Source organism: Streptomyces blattellae (assembly GCF_009709555.1).
GTDB classification, from domain to species: domain Bacteria; phylum Actinomycetota; class Actinomycetes; order Streptomycetales; family Streptomycetaceae; genus Streptomyces; species Streptomyces blattellae.
This window is the reverse complement of the sequence record NZ_WJBG01000215.1, coordinates 1-17,023: the sequence shown is the minus strand read 5'-3', so window position 1 is coordinate 17,023 and position 17,023 is coordinate 1. Positions and strand designations below refer to the sequence as shown.

General features: G+C 71.6%; 16 protein-coding genes. 12 read left to right on the top strand and 4 right to left on the bottom strand.

What is annotated here, in order from left to right; all coding sequences use genetic code 11:
• Nucleotide 1 precedes the first annotated feature (1 nt).
• Nucleotides 2-1,495, top strand: coding sequence for a tripartite tricarboxylate transporter permease (locus GFH49_RS29750; protein WP_155059151.1), 1,494 nt, complete (start codon nt 2-4; stop codon nt 1,493-1,495).
• Nucleotides 1,496-1,512: 17 nt separating this feature from the next.
• Here GFH49_RS29750 and GFH49_RS29745 read toward each other — a convergent pair whose 3' ends face one another.
• A complete protein-coding gene (locus GFH49_RS29745; protein WP_230396576.1) occupies nt 1,513-1,749 on the bottom strand; it encodes a hypothetical protein in 237 nt (78 codons plus the stop codon).
• Between the two features lie 42 nt (nt 1,750-1,791).
• Here GFH49_RS29745 and GFH49_RS40565 point away from each other — a divergent pair, with 42 nt between their 5' ends.
• Entirely contained in the window at nt 1,792-3,201 is a 1,410-nt protein-coding gene (locus tag GFH49_RS40565; RefSeq protein WP_230396575.1) for a LuxR C-terminal-related transcriptional regulator, read from the top strand.
• A gap of 198 nt (nt 3,202-3,399) precedes the next feature.
• Here GFH49_RS40565 and GFH49_RS29730 read toward each other — a convergent pair whose 3' ends face one another.
• Nucleotides 3,400-4,506 carry an NAD(P)/FAD-dependent oxidoreductase gene (locus GFH49_RS29730; RefSeq protein ID WP_155059150.1) on the bottom strand — a complete coding sequence of 369 codons (1,107 nt, stop codon included), beginning with the start codon at nt 4,504-4,506 and terminating at the stop codon, nt 3,400-3,402.
• A gap of 141 nt (nt 4,507-4,647) precedes the next feature.
• Between GFH49_RS29730 and GFH49_RS29725 the strand changes: the two genes are divergently transcribed.
• Together GFH49_RS29725 and gap are read left to right on the top strand one after the other, a co-directional pair.
• A complete protein-coding gene (locus GFH49_RS29725; protein ID WP_155059149.1) occupies nt 4,648-5,604 on the top strand; it encodes a GlxA family transcriptional regulator in 957 nt (318 codons plus the stop codon).
• Nucleotides 5,605-5,710: 106 nt separating this feature from the next.
• Nucleotides 5,711-6,709 (top strand): type I glyceraldehyde-3-phosphate dehydrogenase, encoded by a 999-nt coding sequence (gap, locus tag GFH49_RS29720; RefSeq protein ID WP_155059148.1) that lies wholly within the window; start codon nt 5,711-5,713, stop codon nt 6,707-6,709.
• Between the two features lie 33 nt (nt 6,710-6,742).
• On the opposite strand, the gene GFH49_RS29715 is transcribed toward gap, so the two are convergent.
• Nucleotides 6,743-7,459, bottom strand: a complete 717-nt coding sequence (locus GFH49_RS29715; protein WP_155059147.1) for an NAD(P)-dependent oxidoreductase — start codon at nt 7,457-7,459, stop codon at nt 6,743-6,745.
• Nucleotides 7,460-7,553: 94 nt separating this feature from the next.
• Between GFH49_RS29715 and GFH49_RS29710 the strand changes: the two genes are divergently transcribed.
• The 8 genes from GFH49_RS29710 (at nt 7,554) to GFH49_RS29675 (ending at nt 15,620) form a co-directional block, all read left to right on the top strand.
• Entirely contained in the window at nt 7,554-8,243 is a 690-nt protein-coding gene (locus GFH49_RS29710; RefSeq protein WP_196218164.1) for a TetR/AcrR family transcriptional regulator, read from the top strand.
• 128 nt (nt 8,244-8,371) lie between these two features.
• Nucleotides 8,372-8,575, top strand: a complete 204-nt coding sequence (locus GFH49_RS29705) for a DUF2997 domain-containing protein (RefSeq protein WP_155059146.1) — start codon at nt 8,372-8,374, stop codon at nt 8,573-8,575.
• The gene (locus tag GFH49_RS29700) at nt 8,563-9,153 is read left to right on the top strand and encodes a 4Fe-4S cluster-binding domain-containing protein (protein WP_230396574.1); all 591 of its coding nucleotides are present in this window, start codon (nt 8,563-8,565) and stop codon (nt 9,151-9,153) included. The genes GFH49_RS29705 and GFH49_RS29700 overlap by 13 nt, the downstream gene beginning before the upstream one ends.
• 1 nt (nt 9,154) lies before the next feature.
• Nucleotides 9,155-10,702, top strand: coding sequence for a Ycf46 family AAA ATPase (locus GFH49_RS29695; protein WP_230396573.1), 1,548 nt, complete (start codon nt 9,155-9,157; stop codon nt 10,700-10,702).
• A 4-nt stretch (nt 10,703-10,706) separates the two neighbouring features.
• A complete protein-coding gene (locus GFH49_RS29690; RefSeq protein ID WP_155059144.1) occupies nt 10,707-11,288 on the top strand; it encodes a hypothetical protein in 582 nt (193 codons plus the stop codon).
• A gap of 722 nt (nt 11,289-12,010) precedes the next feature.
• On the top strand, nt 12,011-12,388 hold the full coding sequence (locus GFH49_RS29685; RefSeq protein WP_155059143.1) for a hypothetical protein: 378 nt from the start codon (nt 12,011-12,013) through the stop codon (nt 12,386-12,388).
• 5 nt (nt 12,389-12,393) lie between these two features.
• On the top strand, nt 12,394-14,628 hold the full coding sequence (locus tag GFH49_RS29680) for a hypothetical protein (protein ID WP_155059142.1): 2,235 nt from the start codon (nt 12,394-12,396) through the stop codon (nt 14,626-14,628).
• Nucleotides 14,629-14,633: 5 nt separating this feature from the next.
• Nucleotides 14,634-15,620: a hypothetical protein gene (locus tag GFH49_RS29675; RefSeq protein ID WP_155059141.1), complete on the top strand. Its 987-nt coding sequence runs from the start codon at nt 14,634-14,636 to the stop codon at nt 15,618-15,620.
• On the opposite strand, the gene GFH49_RS29670 is transcribed toward GFH49_RS29675, so the two are convergent.
• Nucleotides 15,553-16,779, bottom strand: coding sequence for an IS110 family RNA-guided transposase (locus tag GFH49_RS29670; RefSeq protein WP_155053965.1), 1,227 nt, complete (start codon nt 16,777-16,779; stop codon nt 15,553-15,555). The two genes, GFH49_RS29675 and GFH49_RS29670, sit on opposite strands and share 68 nt — an antisense overlap.
• Between the last annotated feature and the right edge of the window lie 244 nt (nt 16,780-17,023).

Here is a 17,023-nt window from a genome sequence, read left to right as displayed (position 1 = left end):
CATGGACTCCCTGAACTCCCTTCTGGACGGCTTCGGTACGGCCCTCACCCCGGTCAACCTGCTGTGGGCGGCCCTCGGTGTGCTGCTCGGCACCGCGATCGGGGTGCTGCCCGGCATCGGGCCCGCGATGGCGGTGGCGCTGCTGCTGCCGGTGACGTACGGACTCGACCCGATCGCCGCGTTCATCATGTTCGCGGGTATCTACTACGGCGCGATGTTCGGCGGCTCCACCACCTCGATCCTGCTCAACACGCCCGGTGAGAGCGCCGCCGTGGTCGCAGCGATGGAGGGCAACCCCATGGCCAAGTCGGGGCGCGGCGCCCAGGCTCTGGCCGCTGCCGCCATCGGTCACTTCGCGGGCGGCATCATCGGCACCGTCCTGCTGGTGGCGCTGGCGCCGACGGTCGCCGATTTGGCCGTGGACATCGGCGCTCCGGACTACTTCGCGATCATGGTGCTGGCGTTCATCGCCGTGACGTCGGTCCTCGGCTCGTCCCGGATCCGGGGACTGGCCTCCCTGCTGATCGGCCTGACGATCGGCCTGGTCGGCCTGGACCAGATGACCGGGCAGCAGCGCCTCACCTTCGGCTCCCTCCAACTCGCCGACGGCATCGACGTGGTGATCGTGGCGGTGGGGCTCTTCGCGATCGGCGAGGCGCTGTGGGTCGCGGCGCATCTGCGGCGCAGTCCGGGCGAGGCGATCCCGGTGGGCCGCCCGTGGCTGAGCCGTGGGGATGTGCGGCGGACGTGGAAGTCGTGGCTGCGCGGCCCGTTCATCGGCTTCCCGTTCGGCGCGATTCCGGCGGGCGGCGCGGAGATCCCCACCTTCCTGTCGTACGTCACGGAGAAACGGCTGTCGAAGCACAAGGACGAGTGGGGCAAGGGCGCCATCGAGGGCGTCGCGGGACCGGAGTCGGCGGCGTCGGCCTCGGCGGCGGGCACGCTGGTGTCGATGCTGACGCTGGGGCTGCCGACGACGGCGGTCGCCGCGGTGATGCTGGCCGCGTTCCAGCAGTACGGCATCCAGCCCGGGCCGCTGCTGTTCGAGCGCGAACCGGAGCTGGTGTGGGGGCTGATCGCCTCGCTGTTCGTCGGCATGGTGCTGTTGCTCGCGCTCAACCTGCCGCTGGCGCCGGTGTGGGCGAGGCTGCTGCGCATTCCGCGGCCGTATCTGTATGCGGGGATCCTGTTCTTCGCGATGGTCGGCGCGTACGCGGTCGGCGGCGAGGTCGTCGACCTGGTCACCCTGCTGGTCATCGGGCTGATCGGCTTCGGCATGCGGCGCTACGGCCTGCCGATCCTGCCTGCCGTCATCGGTGTCATCCTCGGTCCCAACGCCGAGCAACAGCTGCGGCGGGCCCTGCAGATCAGCGACGGCAGTGTGTCGGGGCTGGTCAATACGCCGTTCGCGGTGACCGTCTACGCGGTGGTCGCGCTGCTCCTGGTCTGGCCGCTGCTCCGGAAGCTCGTGGTCCGGGACGGCGCAAAGGCTTGAGAGTTCATCTGCTGCGGTCAGTGTCCCCGGAACGCCTCCTCCAGCCACCAGGCCCCGTGTTCCCGGACCACCTTGGCGTCGATCAGCAGCGGAGCGGAGCGCGGCCCGGTCACCCAGTCCTCGACGGCTTTCAGGTCCGCCCGGGTGTGTACGGTGACCGCCTCGAAGCCGTAGCCCCGCGCCACGGCGGCGATGTCGGTGGGCGGGAACTCGACCAGGCCGAGCGGGTGTCCGTCGGGCCCGAAATGGTGCACCTCGGCTCCATAGGCGTCGTCGTTGTAGACAGGGCAGCTCCCATGGTGACAGCAGATCGCTTTCCGCTCGGCTCCACCACCACGCTCGCGGAGCTGGCCGGCACCCCGCACCCCAGGCTGGCCCTGCTCCGTGCCCACGAGCCGGCTTCCTGGCTCCCCGCGCTGGGCGGCTGGCTGGTGACCCGGCGGGATCTCGCGCTGCGTGTGCTGCGCGACACGGACACCTTCACCGTGGACGACCCCCGCTTCTTGACCGCCCAGGTGGTCGGCCCCAGCATGCTCTCCCTGGAAGGCGCCGAGCACGCGCGGCACCGCGCTCCCTTCACCGATCCGTTCCGCCCGCGAGAGGTGCGGGAGCGGTTCGCCGGGTTCGTGGCGGACGAAGCAGCCCGCCTCGTGGAGACCGTCCGGCCGCGGGGCCGCGCCGAGTTGCGGCGGGAGGTGGCCGGGCCCCTGGCCGTCGCCGTCGTCGCCGAGTCCCTGGGCCTGGTCGACGCCGACGCCGACGCCGCGACGGTGCTGTCCTGGTACGACGCCGTCGTGAGCGCGGTCTCCGACATCACCGCGGGACGGCCCGCGAATCCTGCCGGAGCGGCGGCGTTCGACCAGCTGAGGAGCAGCGTCGAGGCGACCGTCACCGCGGGCGCCACCTGCCAGGAGCGCGTGGCCCAGTACGAACGCTGGTGCGGTGGCCGGCTGCGCGGCCTGTCCCTGTTCGCACGCGGTGCGCTCGGTACGGGCGCGCTCACGGCCGGCGATCCGGAGGCGGCGCGTGCGCACTTGGCGGCGGCGTTCGCGATGGCGGAGGAGATGGGGCTGGTCAACCCGTGCCTCATGCCGTGGATCGCCGATCTCGCCAAGGCCTGTCTGCGCACGGGGGCGCGGGACAGGGCGGTCACCGTCGCCGACTGGCTGCGGGAGCGTGCCGTGGCGACCGGTCTGGCCTGGGCGGCGGCCGCGCACGCGCGCTGCCGGGTGATGCTCGCACGGTCCGCCGAGGAGGCCGCCGACTGGCTGGCCGTCGCGGAACGCGTCCACGCCGACCAGGAGTCGGCCTTCGAGCTGGCTCGCACACGGCTCGTCGCGGGAGAGGTCCTACGGCGGTTCCGGCGGCCCTCCGCCGCACGGGAACCGCTGCTGCTCGCCCAGCGCACCTTCACCGCGCTCGATGCCGTCCCGTGGGCGGTCCGGGCCGAGGCGGAAGTCGCCGCGACAGGACACCGCACCGCCGTCCACGGCAACGAACCACCGCCGGTCGCCCTGCTCACCCCCCAGGAGCTCCAGGTGGCACGCGCCATCGGCGAGGGACTCAGCAACGTGGAGGCCGCAGCGTCGCTGTTCCTGTCCCGCAAGACGATCGAGGCCCATCTCACTCGGGTCTACCGCGAACTGGGCGTTCGGTCGCGCTCCGACCTGGCCAGGTGCCTGGCGCATGCGGGGGTGACGGGGTGACGGTCAGTGGGACACGCCAGGGACGGTCGCCGTACCGTCTTCGCCGGTCGCCGCCGGGATCCCCATGGCGTCCGGCCCAGGGCTTTGGCGGGTGACGGCCTCACCCGGTCTGCCGCGGCCTGCCGCCGTCAGGGAGGTGTTCGGGCCGGCCTTCCTGCCGGGCCTCCGGGCCTCCCTTGCGCCGACGCGCACCCCCTCTCACGTCGCGGTGTACCCGAGTTGGCGCCTCATGTACGGCGTCATCAGCGTCTTCGCCTTGGCCCGGACCGACGGACGGCTGCCGATGACCGCGGCCTCGCCGCCCGGCACGGGCAGCACGGTCAGTCCGTCGGCCGGGCCGAACGGCACGACGATCGGGCTGCGGTGGATCGGCCGGTACAGACGGGGCTCCTTGCGGTGCCGGCCCGAACTGTTCAGGTAGGTGCGGATGTTGTGGGCGGCGAGGTCCGCCTGGACGATCGCGGCCGGGGTGATCTTCAGCTCGGTGGCGTCGTTGACGTCGCCGACCGCGAACACGTCCGGCTTCCCGTCGACCCGGAGCGTGCGGTCGACCTTCACGTGCCCGGCCGCGTTCAGCCAGGCGCCGTGCCCGGCCAGGCGCAGCCAGAGCGTGTTGGGGGTGATACCCGTCGCCCAGAAGGAGAGGTCGGCCTCGACGATGTGGCCGTGGGCGTCGCGGTAGGTGCCGAAGTCGTTGCCGGGCGCCATGAAACAGCCGAGCCGCACCTCCACGTCGTGGGATTCCAGCCAGGTCCGGGCCCTGCGCCCGGCCCGCGCACTGCCCGTGGTGCCGAGCAGCGCCGGCCCGGCGTGGGCGAGCGTGATCCGGGCGTCCGGACGGGCCAGCCGGATCTCGGCGCTGAGCTCGACGCCGGACGGCCCGCCGCCGACGACGAGGACGTGCCGGGCGGCGGCGATGTTCCGCTGGTGCTCGGCGAACGACTTGACCGCCTCCTCGGCGGTGGTGCCGGTGAAGCGGGCCGGTTCCGGGTAGTCGGCGCCGGTCGCGATCACCAGCGCGTCGTACGGCAGCCGTTCGCCGGTGGCCAGCACCACGTGCCGCTCATCGGTCTCGATACGGACCGCCTTGCCGACGACCATCCGGCCGTGGCGCAGCAGCCGGTCGTACGGGATGAAGGGCGTCACCGACCACTCCGGGCGCACTCCGGCGCGCAGAGAGGCGATGCGGTGGAAGAAGATCTCCTTGCGGTCCACCAGCGTGACCCGTGCCGTCGCGTCCAGCCGTTTCGCCAGCCGGACGCCGGCGTAGCCGCCGCCGATCACCACTACGTCGCCGTCATGCACAACGAGTCTCCTGTGCCTGGTGGGGGGAGCGAGTGCCGAGCCTAACGCTTGAAACATAAAGTTCCAGCAAAGGTCTGTGGGCGTTCCGAGCAGCAAGCGCAACTCCACGCCAGGGGCCCGGCCCTTCGTAGTCTGTGACCCGTGCCGTCCTCCCGTCTGCGTCGTGTCGCCGTTCTCGTGCTCGAAGGTGCGAAGCCGCTCGATGTCGGCATTCCCGCGCAGGTGTTCACCACTCGGGCGAGCATGCCGTACGACGTGCGGGTGTGCGGCGCGGCGCCCGGTCCGGTGACGGGCGGCGACGGACTGTCGTACCACGTCGCCCATGGCCTCGGCGCGCTCGCGTGGGCCGACATCGCCTTCGTCCCCGGCTACCGGTTCCCGGACCGCGACGACCCGCCCCAGGCCGTCGTCGAGGCGCTGCTCGCCGCCCATGACGGAGGAACCCGGCTGGCGGCCATCTCGACGGGCGCCTTCGCACTCGCCGCGACGGGCCTGCTCGACGGCAAGCGGGCCACGACGCACTGGCACTACACGCGGGCGCTCAAGCAGAGGCATCCGCTCGTCCAGGTCGACGAGAACGTCCTGTTCGTCGACGAGGGCAGCGTGCTGACGTCGGCCGGCGCCGCCTCCGGCATCGACCTGTGCCTGCACATCCTGCGCGGCGACCTCGGGGTGGCCGCGTCGAACCACGCGGCCCGGCGCCTGGTCGCGGCGCCCTACCGCAGCGGCGGCCAGGCGCAGTATGTGCCACGCAGCGTGCCCGAGCCGCTCGGCGAGCGGTTCGCCGCCACCCGGGAGTGGGCGTTGCACCGGCTCGACGAGCCCCTCAGCCTCGAAGCCCTCGCTCAGCACGCGGCCGTCTCACCGCGCACGTTCTCGCGGCGCTTCGCCGAGGACACCGGGTACACACCGATGCAGTGGGTCATGCGCGCCCGCATCGACCTGGCCCGTGAGCTGCTGGAGCGTTCGGAGCGGGGCGTCGAGCAGATCGCGGGCGATGTGGGACTGGGCACCGGCGCGAATCTGCGGATGCACTTCCGGCGCGTCCTCGGGACCACGCCCAGCGAGTACCGGCGCACCTTCACCCAGGGCGAGTAGCCCGTCGTACGGCGTTGGCACGATCCTTGCGAACCTTGGCAATCACGCCACGGCCACGGCCCAGTGCGGCACGCGACGCTGGTGACGAAGCGAAGGGACACCATCCATGACACGCATCGCCATCAACGGATTCGGCCGCATCGGACGCAATGTGCTGCGGGCCCTGCTGGAACGCGACAGCGGCCTCGGAATCGTCGCCGTGAACGACCTCACCGAGCCGGCCGCCCTTGCCCGGCTGCTCGCCTACGACTCGACCGCCGGCCGGCTCGGTCGCCCGGTGACCGTCGACGGCGACGCCCTCGTCGTCGACGGCCGGCGCATCAGGGTGCTCGCCGAGCGGGAACCGGCGCGGCTGCCGTGGGCCGAACTCGGCATCGACATCGTGCTGGAGGCGACCGGCCGCTTCACCTCGGCCGGGGCCGCCCGCGCCCACCTCACCGCGGGCGCGAAGAGGGTCCTGGTCAGCGCGCCGTCGGACGGAGCCGACGTCACGCTGGCGTACGGGGTCAACACCGGCGCCTACGACCCGGCCCTGCACACGATCGTCTCGAACGCCTCGTGCACGACCAACGCGCTCGCGCCGTTGGCCGCGGTCCTCGACGAACTCGCCGGCATCGAGCACGGCTTCATGACCACGGTGCACGCCTATACGCAGGAGCAGAACCTCCAGGACGGTCCGCACCGCGACGCGCGCCGCGCCCGCGCCGCCGCCGTCAACATCGTGCCGACCACGACGGGCGCCGCCAAGGCGATCGGCCTGGTGCTGCCGAACCTGGACGGAAAACTGTCGGGCGACTCGATCCGCGTGCCGGTTCCGGTGGGCTCGCTCGTGGAACTCAACACGACCGTGGCCGACGAGGTGACACGCGACGACGTGCTGGCGGCGTACCGTACGGCGGCGGAAAAGACCCTCTCCGGCATCCTTGAGTACTCGGACGACCCGCTCGTCTCCTCCGACATCACGGGCAACCCCGCCTCGGCCGTCTTCGACTCGGCCCTCACCCGCGTCGACGGCCGCCACGTCAAGGTGGTCGCCTGGTACGACAACGAGTGGGGCTTCTCCAACCGAGTCATCGACACCCTCGAACTGCTCGCCGCACGCTGACCGATTCGCCGGGCCTAGGCGTTTTCGCTGGGCCTAGGCGTCGCCGTGGCCGCCCCCGGCGTGCGCGAGGGCGCTGGGGGTGCGGCAGCCGACGATGGCCGGGGCCTCCTGGACGAGCGTGTCGTCGGTGAGCGCTTCCACCATGAACAGCGCGAAGTCGACGCGGCGGGTCAGGTTGCTGGCCAGCACCGGGTCTCCCACGTGCCGGCTCCACACCGGCAGGCCCTGGCTCTCGCCCTCCTCCAGGCTGCTGCCACGCACCACGGTCCACCGGGTGTCGCTGGCGAACACCCGTCGGCACGCCTCCACCTGGTCGTCGATCTCGGCGGCACGGACGAGCTTGGCCAGCGCGGCGGCGACCCGGAGGGCGAGGGTGAACGTCCGCGAGTACGTGTCCTTGCCGTCGCGCGTGATGTGCCAGCCGCAGGAGAAGACCAGACGCGCGCCCGGCCGGGCATGGTCGAGCACCGCCTGTGCCGTGCCCGACGAGTACTGCCGTACGCCCCAGGGGACCAGCACCGTCAGCACCCCGTCGCACCCGGCGACGGCCCGCCGGATCACCTCGGGGTCGTTCGTGTCTCCGGGCACGACGGTCATCCGGCCTTCGAACCCGGCCAGCTTCGGCACACTGCGCTCCCGGCACACACCGACCACCTCATAGCCGCGTTCCAGTGCGTGCCGGACCATGTACTGCCCGAGCTTCCCGGAAGCTCCGACGATGCAGACCTTCTTCACCCGATCCGTGCCCATGGCGCAAGCCTTTCGCCGGCATCCTGACCTTATGTTGTAAGGTACGCTAGCCTTATGCCGTAAGGCGGTCAAGTGGGATGGAAGGGGAGGCCGGATGGGCGAGAGCGGCAAGGGAGCTCGGCGCAGGGCGTCGGCACGCACCCCGCTCAGCCGCGAGCGGGTGATCCGTACGGCGATGGCGGTGGCGGACGACAAAGGCTCGACCGCCGCACTCACCATGCGGGCCATCGCCGAACCGCTGGGCGTCGAGGCGATGTCGCTCTATCACCATGTGACCGGCCGGGAGGACATCCTCGACGGCCTGGTGGACGCCGTGTTCGACGAGATCGATGTGCCGCCGCAGGACACGGACTGGAAAAGCGCCATGCACCACCGCGCGAACTCCACCCGCGCCGCCCTCAAGCGCCACCCCTGGGCCATCGGCCTGATGTGCTCGCGCTCCCAGCCCGGCCCCGCGACCCTGCGCCACCACGACGCCGTGCTCGGCGCGTTGCGCGCGGGCGGATTCTCCGTCCCGATGACCGCGCACGCCGTCTCACTGATCGACAGCTACCTGTACGGCTTCGTGCTCCAGGAGCTGAGCCTGCCGTTCCGAGGTGCGGCGGAGCTGGACGAGGTCGCGAGCGCCATCCTGCGCGACATGCCGGCCGACACCCACCCCCACCTCACCGAGCTGGCCACCGAGCACGTCCTCAAAACCGGCTACGACTACGCCGACGAGTTCACCTTCGGCCTCACCCTCGTCCTCGACGCCCTCCACCCGGACGAGACCGCGAGCACGTAGCCGGCCCGCCCTCTTGCACACCGCCCGCGACGCGTACAGGCTCGCCCGAACTGGAGTATCCCGGGACCCCTCCCGAGCTCTTCCCGGCACAATGGCGGGGTCTTTTTCCCTGGGTGGAGGGCGAGTTGATGGCGGAGGAGAGTGTCGAGGTCGTCATCGCGGCGGACGGCACCGTGGAGGTGCACGTCCAAGGGGTGGCCGGCACGCGGTGTGTGGCGGACACCGACGAGTTGGTCCGGCTGCTCGGCGGGGCGGTGGAGCACCAGGTGCTCACCGAGGAGGCCTATCAGCAGGACGGGACCGAGGAGCAGGACCGGCTGTGGCAGGGGTGAGCGGCCTGGACGCACCGTGGCGGCTGCATGCCGTGGTGCCTCGAAGTGCCGCCAACGGTCCGGGAGTTCGGTATGTGGTGTGGAGTCAGGGGTGTGCCTTGGGCTGCCCCGGCTGCTTCAACCCTCAGACGCATTCCGGGTCGGGCGCGGGTGTCGTGCGGACGGCCGGCGAGGTGGCCGAGGAGGTGCTGGCCGACGCCGCGTGCGTCGAGGGGGTCACGGTGACGGGTGGTGAGCCGCTGGAGCAGCCCGCCGCGGTGGCCGCGTTCTGCGGCGCGGTGCGGGCCCGCAGCGGACTGTCGGTGATCGTGCTGAGCGGGTTCTCCCGGGCCGAGATCGAGGCGGACGCGGCCCGCTCGGCGGCCGTCGCCGACGCGGACGTGGTGATCGCCGGACGCTACAACGCGCGCCTCCGTCTGGCGCGGGGGCTGCGGGGCTCGGCGAACAAGGAGTACTGGCTGCGCACCGGGCGCTACACGGCCGGCGACCTGGCCGCCGTACCGGAGTTGGAGATCACCGTCACGGACGACGGGACGCTGACATTCACCGGGATGGCCGCACCGGAAGGGGAGTTCTGACGTGGGCACGGTGAACATCCACGACGAGATCCGGCTGTACCTGCGCGCCCGGGTGGCGCTGATCGTGCTGGTCACGGTCGAGGAGCAGCGGGCACTGGACGTGCTGGACCAGGTCCGCCGGGACCGGGACCCCTCCTCCGACCTCATCACCTGGGACATCGCCGACGGCCTGGAGTCGGCGTCGGGCCGTCAGCTGCCCAGGGCGGCCACCCCGCCGGACGCCCTGACCAAGATCAAGGAACTGGCGCAGAAGGAACCGCACCGCCGCGACCTGTACGTCCTCAAAGACTTCCACGCCTTCTGGGAACGCGACCCGGCCGTGCGCCGGCGCCTGCGCAACCTCGCCCACAAACTCGTCTTCACCGGCTCCTCGCTGATCGTCACCACCCCGGTGCGCGACCTGCCCGTGGAACTGGGCGACGACGCGGTGGTGGTGGAGATGCCGCTGCCCGAGGCCGACGCGCTGCGCCGGGAGCTGGACCATCTCATCGACAGCACCAAGGGGGTGAAGTCCACGCTCACCGCGGCGGGCCGCAGCCGGCTGGCGCAGGCCGCGCTGGGCCTGACCGCCGCCCAGGCCCGGCGGGCCTTCGCCAAGGCCATCGTGCGGGACGAGGTCCTCGACGACCGCGACATCGAGGCGGTGCTGGCGGAGAAGAAGGCCGTCATCCGGGAGAACGAGGCCCTGGAGTTCTACAGCGCCGAGGAGAGCCCCGACGACCTCGGCGGCCTGGACGTGCTCAAGGAGTGGCTGCGGCTGCGCGAACGCGCCTTCGGCGACGCCGCCCGCCAGTTCCGGCTGCCCGCGCCCAAGGGCATCGCGCTGATCGGTATCCCCGGCACCGGCAAGAGCCTGACGGCGAAGATGATCGGCGGGCTGTGGCGGCTGCCGCTGCTGCGCCTGGACGTCGGCGCGCTGTTCGGCTCCCTGGTCGGCGAGTCGGAGGAACGGGTGCGCCGCGCCCTGCGCCTGGCCGAGACCGTCTCCCCGTGCGTGCTGTGGATCGACGAGGTGGAGAAGGCGCTGTCGTCCGGCGGGCACGACGGCGGCACCTCGCAGCGGGTCTTCGGCACCGTGCTGACCTGGATGCAGGAGAAGACCGCCCCGGTGTTCGTGGTGGCCACCGCCAACGACGTCAGCGCCCTGCCGCCGGAGACCCTGCGCCGGGGCCGCTTCGACGAGGTGTTCTTCCTCGACCTGCCCACCGAAGAGGAACGCCGCGAGATCATCACCGTCCACCTGCGCAAACGCGGCCGCAAGCCGCAGATGTTCGACGTGTACGAACTGGCCCGGGTCTGCGACGGATTCGTCGGCGCCGAGCTGGAACAGGTCGTGGTGGACGCGATGTACGAGGCGTTCGCCGAGGAACGCGACATCACCACCGACGACATCGCCCGCGCCGCCGCCCGCACCGTCCCCCTCAGCCGCTCCCAACGCGAGGTCATCGAGGACCTGCGCGCCTGGCTGCGCGAAGGCCGCGCCCAGTCGGCGTCGTTCACCGGGGCGGACCGGGCGGCCGAGCACCAGGTACCGGTACTGGAGGTGTAGGGCCATGGCATGGTCCGGTGGAGCGAAGCGGCTCGGTGGAGCGAAGCGGCTCGGTGGAGCGAAGCGGCCCGGTGGAGCGGAGCGGCTCGGTGCCGTCGCGGTTCTGGTCTGGCTTGCGCTGCCGGGCGGCTCCTGCCTGCGCCGCGAGGCCCACAGCATGGCCTGGGCGTCCTGGCTGCGGCGGTCGGCGCCGTTCGCCGACCGCCGGGCGTCACCTGCCGGGCGGCGGCCGGCCGCCCGTACGGCGCCTGTGCCCGGGTTCCCCGTGGACACGGCCTGGCGCGACCGGCTGGACGAGGCCGGAGCGGGGCTGTGGGCGCTGCTGAAGAGGTGGGGGCGGCCCGCGTCCCACGTCGCCGACCTCGCCGACCCGTGCGGTCTCAGCCGACTGGCTCTCGGCCGCCAAGAGCCGCCCCCCGACGCCCGGCAGCCCGCCGGCACCGGCGCCCGCTTCGACCACCCGATCGGCGAACACGCCCGGGACCGGCTGCTCGCACCGGCCTACCGGGCGGCCGACGCGGAACCGCGCGGGCGGCTGCGTACGGCTCTGGCCGGGAGGGCGCGGGGGAGGCGATCCGAGTGGTGAACACCGGTGAGCAGCGGGACCGGATCGCCGAACTGTCACACGGCGAACTCGACCGTCTCCGCGCACGTGCAGCCGTGGAACGGCCGCTGCTGCACACCACCCCGCATGACCGGCGACGCGTACGGATGTTGTGCTTGCGGATCGGGGCTCCTGCCGTACGAAGGACTCTCGGGCTCCACGACGTGTGCCGTGCGGAGCGCTTCCGCGGGGGCCTCGCGCCGGACCCCGGGCCGGCCTCCGCGGGCGGGCCGCAGGACGTAGCCCCGGGCGAGGACCGGCCAGGGCGATGATCATGCGTCCACGCGTAGCCGCACTGCTGCTGCGGCTTCCCCTGCGAGGGCAGCGGCTGGACCGGGCCCTGTTCACCGTGGTGCGCGCGGCCGACGCCGGTGAGCCCTCGGCTTCGCGGGCCCTCGCGCGGGCCGTCGCCGCCCGGGGGCACGAAGCGCTGTGGCAGGTGTGGCTGGAACCGTCGCTGTCCGACCGCCCGGCACGGCCGTGGGCCTCCCCCGTGCTCGACGAACTGGCGGCCGACGCCTCGACGGTTCCCGGCTGGGTCGTCGACGCCGCCTGGAGCGACTGGCTGGCGGAGCACGACAGCGAGCTGTGGTCCCTGCTGAAACGGTGGAATCGCCCCGCCACACCCGACGCCGTGCCCCCCGCGCACTCGCTCAGCCGACTGGCACGCCGACGTCCTTGCCCACCGGTCCGCTGCGCCCGATGTGCGGGAGCGGCTGCGGACGCCCGTGGCGGCCGAGGGCGACACCGCGGTGATCCGGGTGGTGGTCACCGGCGACCCACGCGACCGGATCGCCGAGATGGCGGACGACGAACTCGACTACGCCGGGCACCAGTTGGCCGAGCACCACCGCTGGGACCAACTGCGGGTGGAACAACCCCTGCTGCACGGCGGCCCCCAGGACGCGCAACGCGTACGGGACCTGCGTACGAAGATGGGCGACCCCGTGCTACGAGACGCACCGCACCTGCTGGCGGCCTGTCTCCGCGAGCGCTTCGGTGGGGACATCGCGCTGGGCTCCGGTCCGGTGACCGTGAGTGCCGCCACGGACATCGCTCTGGGCAAGGACGGAGAGAGGTGAGGCCGATGGGGGTATGGACCGCCGCACTGGTGCTACGGCTGCGGGCCACTCCGGAGTCGCGGCTGGGCCGCCGGGCTCTCGCTGCCGTCTTGCGTGCTGCCGACACGGGCGTGCCCCTGGCCCTGCGCGCCGTCGCCCGCGCGAGGGAGACCTACGGCCAGGAGGCGGTGTTCCGGTGCTGGCTGACGCCGTCGGCGTCCGGGCCGTCTCCGGGGCGGTGGGCTTCGCCTCTCATGGCGGAGCTGACACAGGGTTCAACGCCCGTACCGGCCCTGCTCATCGAGGCCGCATGGCAGGACTGGCTCGACCGGGACGACGCCGAGCTGTGGTCACTGCTGAAGCACTGGGGCCCCGCCCCAGCGGCCTCCGAGGCCCGGATGCGCTCCCTCAGCCGCCTGGCGCTCGACGACGTACCCCTGGAAGACGTACCCCTGGAACAAGGCACGCTCGTCGATGCCGCGCTGCGCTTCGGCCACCCGCTCGGCGAACGTGCCCGGGCCCGGCTGCTCGCTGCGGGCGACCCCGAGACCATCGACCTGTTCTGCGCGGCGGCTCTGGACTCCCCCTGGGCGGCAGCCTTCTGCGCCGAGCACCACCTCGCGCCCGCCGATCAGGTCCAGCGTGCCGTGTTCTTCGTACGCACCGGGCAGCTGGCGCAGTATCGGGCGCTGGATCCCGACGGCTCTCTCCTGGCGCTCGGCTACCGGGCTGCCTCCGACGAGCAGCGTTCGGTTCTGCGGACCGAGATGAGCAGACTGGGCGCCCTGGATGTGCTGCGCGTGCTGGCGGGACAGAGTGCCCAGCGGGGAGACTTCGCCTCCCTCTCCAAGGACGAACGCAGGTATGTGGCAGATCGGTTGGCGGATCGACGTGACTGGGACCGCTTGTGGCCCCTCACGCTGCTGATGCCACTGCCCGATGCGGTGCGAGTGGCCGACAGGTTCGGCGACTGGCGGCCGTCCGGCGAGGACGACCGCCGTGTCTTCGAAGCGCTGCGTGCGGCGGACTCGAAGGCCATGGCCCGGTTCGTGGAAGCCCTGGCCGGCGCGGGTCCGCTCAACTCCATCCCTCGCACCCGGATCTGGCCGAGCGCCCCCGACGAGCAGGCGATCGCGGTGCACGCTCTCGACTTCGGTCCGGACGGCAGCCAACTCGCGTTCGCCGGGCGGGGGCCGGGGCATTGCGCCGGTATCGTCGATCTCGCCGGTCTGACGTTGGTATGGCTGGACGACGACCTCCCGCATCCGGCGCGGCGGATCGCGCATCTGGGCTCCGACGCCATGGCCCTCGTGGCGGGTAAGCAGATCCACTACGCCGCCGAGAGCGGCACGCTGACGCTGGCCAACCAGCCCAGCGACGTGCGTGGCGTGGAGCGCATCACCGGCGACCGTGCCTTTGCCGTGACCGCGAGGGCCCCCAAGTCGAGCATGTGGGCGGTGTTCGTCGGCCGCTCCGGCGGGGGCCTTACCTACAGCGACAAACTGGGTGGGACGGAGTATTTCGCTCCGAGGGCCACCACAGTCGATGCGGAGGGGCGCGTGATCGCGGTGGTCAGCGAAAACGCCCACATCGTGGTCGACCTCGCCAATTCCGTCGTGCACCAGCTCATTCGCCCCGAAACCCTGAGATACGGCATCCAGTCGGCCGCCATCTCGCCCTCCGCCCTTGTCTGCGGCACCGGATCCGGCGGTCTGCATGTGTGGCACGAACCTCTGACGACCTCAGAGGTACCACTGATGTCCCGGGCCTGGACGTACGGGACAGTTCCGGTCCACCTCGCCTGGTCACCCGCACTGGACCGGTTCCTCGCCGTCACGGGAACGCATCTGCAACTCCTCGACGTGCCGCCGACGCGTGACACGCCCATGCCCGAAGACCCCGTGTCCGAGCAGATCCCCCTACTCGCCGACACGCCTCGTGCCAGGGCGCGTTGCGCACGGGTGTCGCCAGGGGGAGACCTACTGGCGGTGGCGGGCCTGGAAGAGGGCGCCGTCGACATCTACGTCCTCACCGCCCTCGCCCTTCGCCCGTTCGTCGCCGGCCCCATGGGCGTGATGGGCCACGGGGAGCTGACGAAAGTGGTCACGGTGATGGAGCACCCGGTCCTGAACGAATCGTCCCGGCAGGCGCTGGGACTGCTGCGGACGTGCCTGGAACACCGGTTCCGGCACGACGTGGGGCTCGGAGACACGCACGCCACCGCGCGTGCCGGGGACCACGAGATCGAGTTGGGCGGGTGAGCCGTATGACGAAGTCGCTCGGCGCACCCCAGGCCTCCCGGCTGACCGAGCTCGCCGCGCGCCGACGGGCCGACGGCTCCCGCGGGTGGCGTGCCCGGCGTGCCTGGTCGCAGGTGGTGAGGGCGTGCGCCGCGGGCGATCCCGCCGTGCACGAAGCGGTACGCCGCCGGGCCGCCGACCTGCCCGACCCAGATGTCGGGGACCTGCTGGCGGTGGCACCGTCCGAGCCCGCCGACCAGGCCGCGTATCTCACCCTCATCGGGCAGCCGGCCCAGCGCCAGGCCCTCGATCCGGACGGCTCACTGCTGGCCCTGGCCTACCGCGCGGCAACCCCCGGGCTGCGCGGACGACTGCGTACGGTCATGGCCGCCGAGGGTGACGGAGAGGTCATCCGGGTAGTGGTCACCGGTGACCGGCGCGACCGGATCGCCGAGATGACGTACGACGAACTCGACTACCTCGCACACCATCTGGCGGAGCGTCAGGACTGGGCTGAGCTGCGCCGCCTCACACGCGACCTGCCGCCGGCCAAGGCGGCCGCGGCTGCCGCCCTCCTGCCCGTGCCGGAGCGCGCCGGAGGAGTGGCGGAAGTGCTCTCGGGAGCGTCGGTGCGGTCTCCCGGTCAACTGCGGGACCTCGTCGACCGGTTGCCGCAAAAGCCGCTGATCACGCACGTAGTCTCCGCTGAAGTCCCCGCGTGGTACTACAGGGCGTCCTTCTCACCGGACACCTCCGAACTGGCCCTGAGGTACGGCCGCTCGAAGTTGAACCTGAGCAGCGAGCTCTGTGTGGAGACACTCCGGATCGGCACGGGCGAAGTCACCCGTCACTTCGACGGAAAGGCGCTGTCGAGACAGGAGACGGGAAACTCGGTCCTGCACCTGGGCGACGAGATTCTGGTCAGACACCCCATGTCGTTTGGTGTCAAGCGGTATGGGGTTGTGCGTGGTGCGACCAGGCGGTTGCTTCGTCGTAGAGGGTGCGGGTCTTGAGGCATCCGTGGAGGATGCCGACGAGCCTGTTGCCGACCTGGCGGAGGGCAGAGTTGTAGCCGGCCTCGCGGGCTCGCTGCTTGTCGTAGTACCGGCGGGCGCCGGGTGAGGCCCGCAGGGCGGAGAACGCCTGGCGCTGAAGCGCGTCGGCGAGCCGGTTGTTGCGCACGTAGCGGGCCTGGACGGTGTGGCTCTTGCCGGAGGCCCGGGTAACGGGGCTGGTTCCGGCGTAGTTCTTGCGGGCCTTGGCGGAGCTGTAACGGGTGGGATCGTCCCCGAACTCGGCGAGCACCCGGGCGCCGGTGATCTCTCCGATGCCGGGCATGGAGAGGTAGATCTCAGCGTCCGGGTGCGCGAGAAAATGCGCCTTCACCTGCTCTTCCATCGCGGCTATCTGTTCGTTGAGGGCGATCAGGAGACGAGCATGGGCGGTCGTGGTGGCCCCGTAGGCGGCGGCCACCGGCTCGGGCAGTTCCAGGTGCTTCTCGCGCAAGGCGGCCTGGATGGCCCCGGCCTTCTGGTCCCGGTTGTGGCGTCGGGCGCGGGCCAAGATGGCGGTGATCTGGATGCGGGTGAGCCTGGCCGCCGCCTGGGGGGTGGGCGCCTTGATGAGCAGTTCCAGCGCGTCGGTGCTGGTCAGCTCCAGGCTCGCGTAGGCGTTCAGGGCTGCGGGGAAGTACTCGCGCAGCGTGTTGCGCAGTCGTTGGAAGGTGCGGGTGCGTTCCCAGATCAGGGTCTGGTGGGCGCGGGCGACGACCTTGACGGCCTGGGCCTGGTCGCTGTCGCCGGCGATGGGCCGCAGCTGGTCGCGGTCGATGCGGACCATGTCGGCCAGCGCGTGGGCGTCGCCTCTGTCGCTCTTGGCGCCGGAGGTGCTGTACCGCTCCTTGAACCGGGCGACCTGCCGAGGGTTGATCGCGTAGACCCGGTAGCCGGCCGCAAGCAGGGCCTGCACCCAGGTGCCGCGGTCCGTCTCGATCCCGACGATCACGTCGCAGGGGACGAGGTCCTCACCCGCATGCTTCGCCACAAGCTCGTGGAGCTTGGTGATACCGTCCGCGCCCTCGGGCAACCTTGCGGTCGCGAGGCGGCGGCCGGTGGTGTCCTGGACTTCGACATCGTGGTGGTCCTCGGCCCAGTCGTCGCCGATCAGCAGCAACTCATCCTCCAGGTCAGGTACTTCCCGGTCATGCAGCCCGCGGAAGACACGGCACGCGGCCTAATGGATCCAGTGCTCACGCTCAGCTCGGCGGGCACGCCACCCCATCAGCGGTCATGGCCTTCCGGCCAACCAGCAGGGGCACGGTCTGACCACAGAACTCACAGTGGTTCCGGCGACATAAGTGCTCACCTGCTGGCGGCTACGGCACCGAGTCTCTCCGACCCGGCAGCTCCCATTAGGC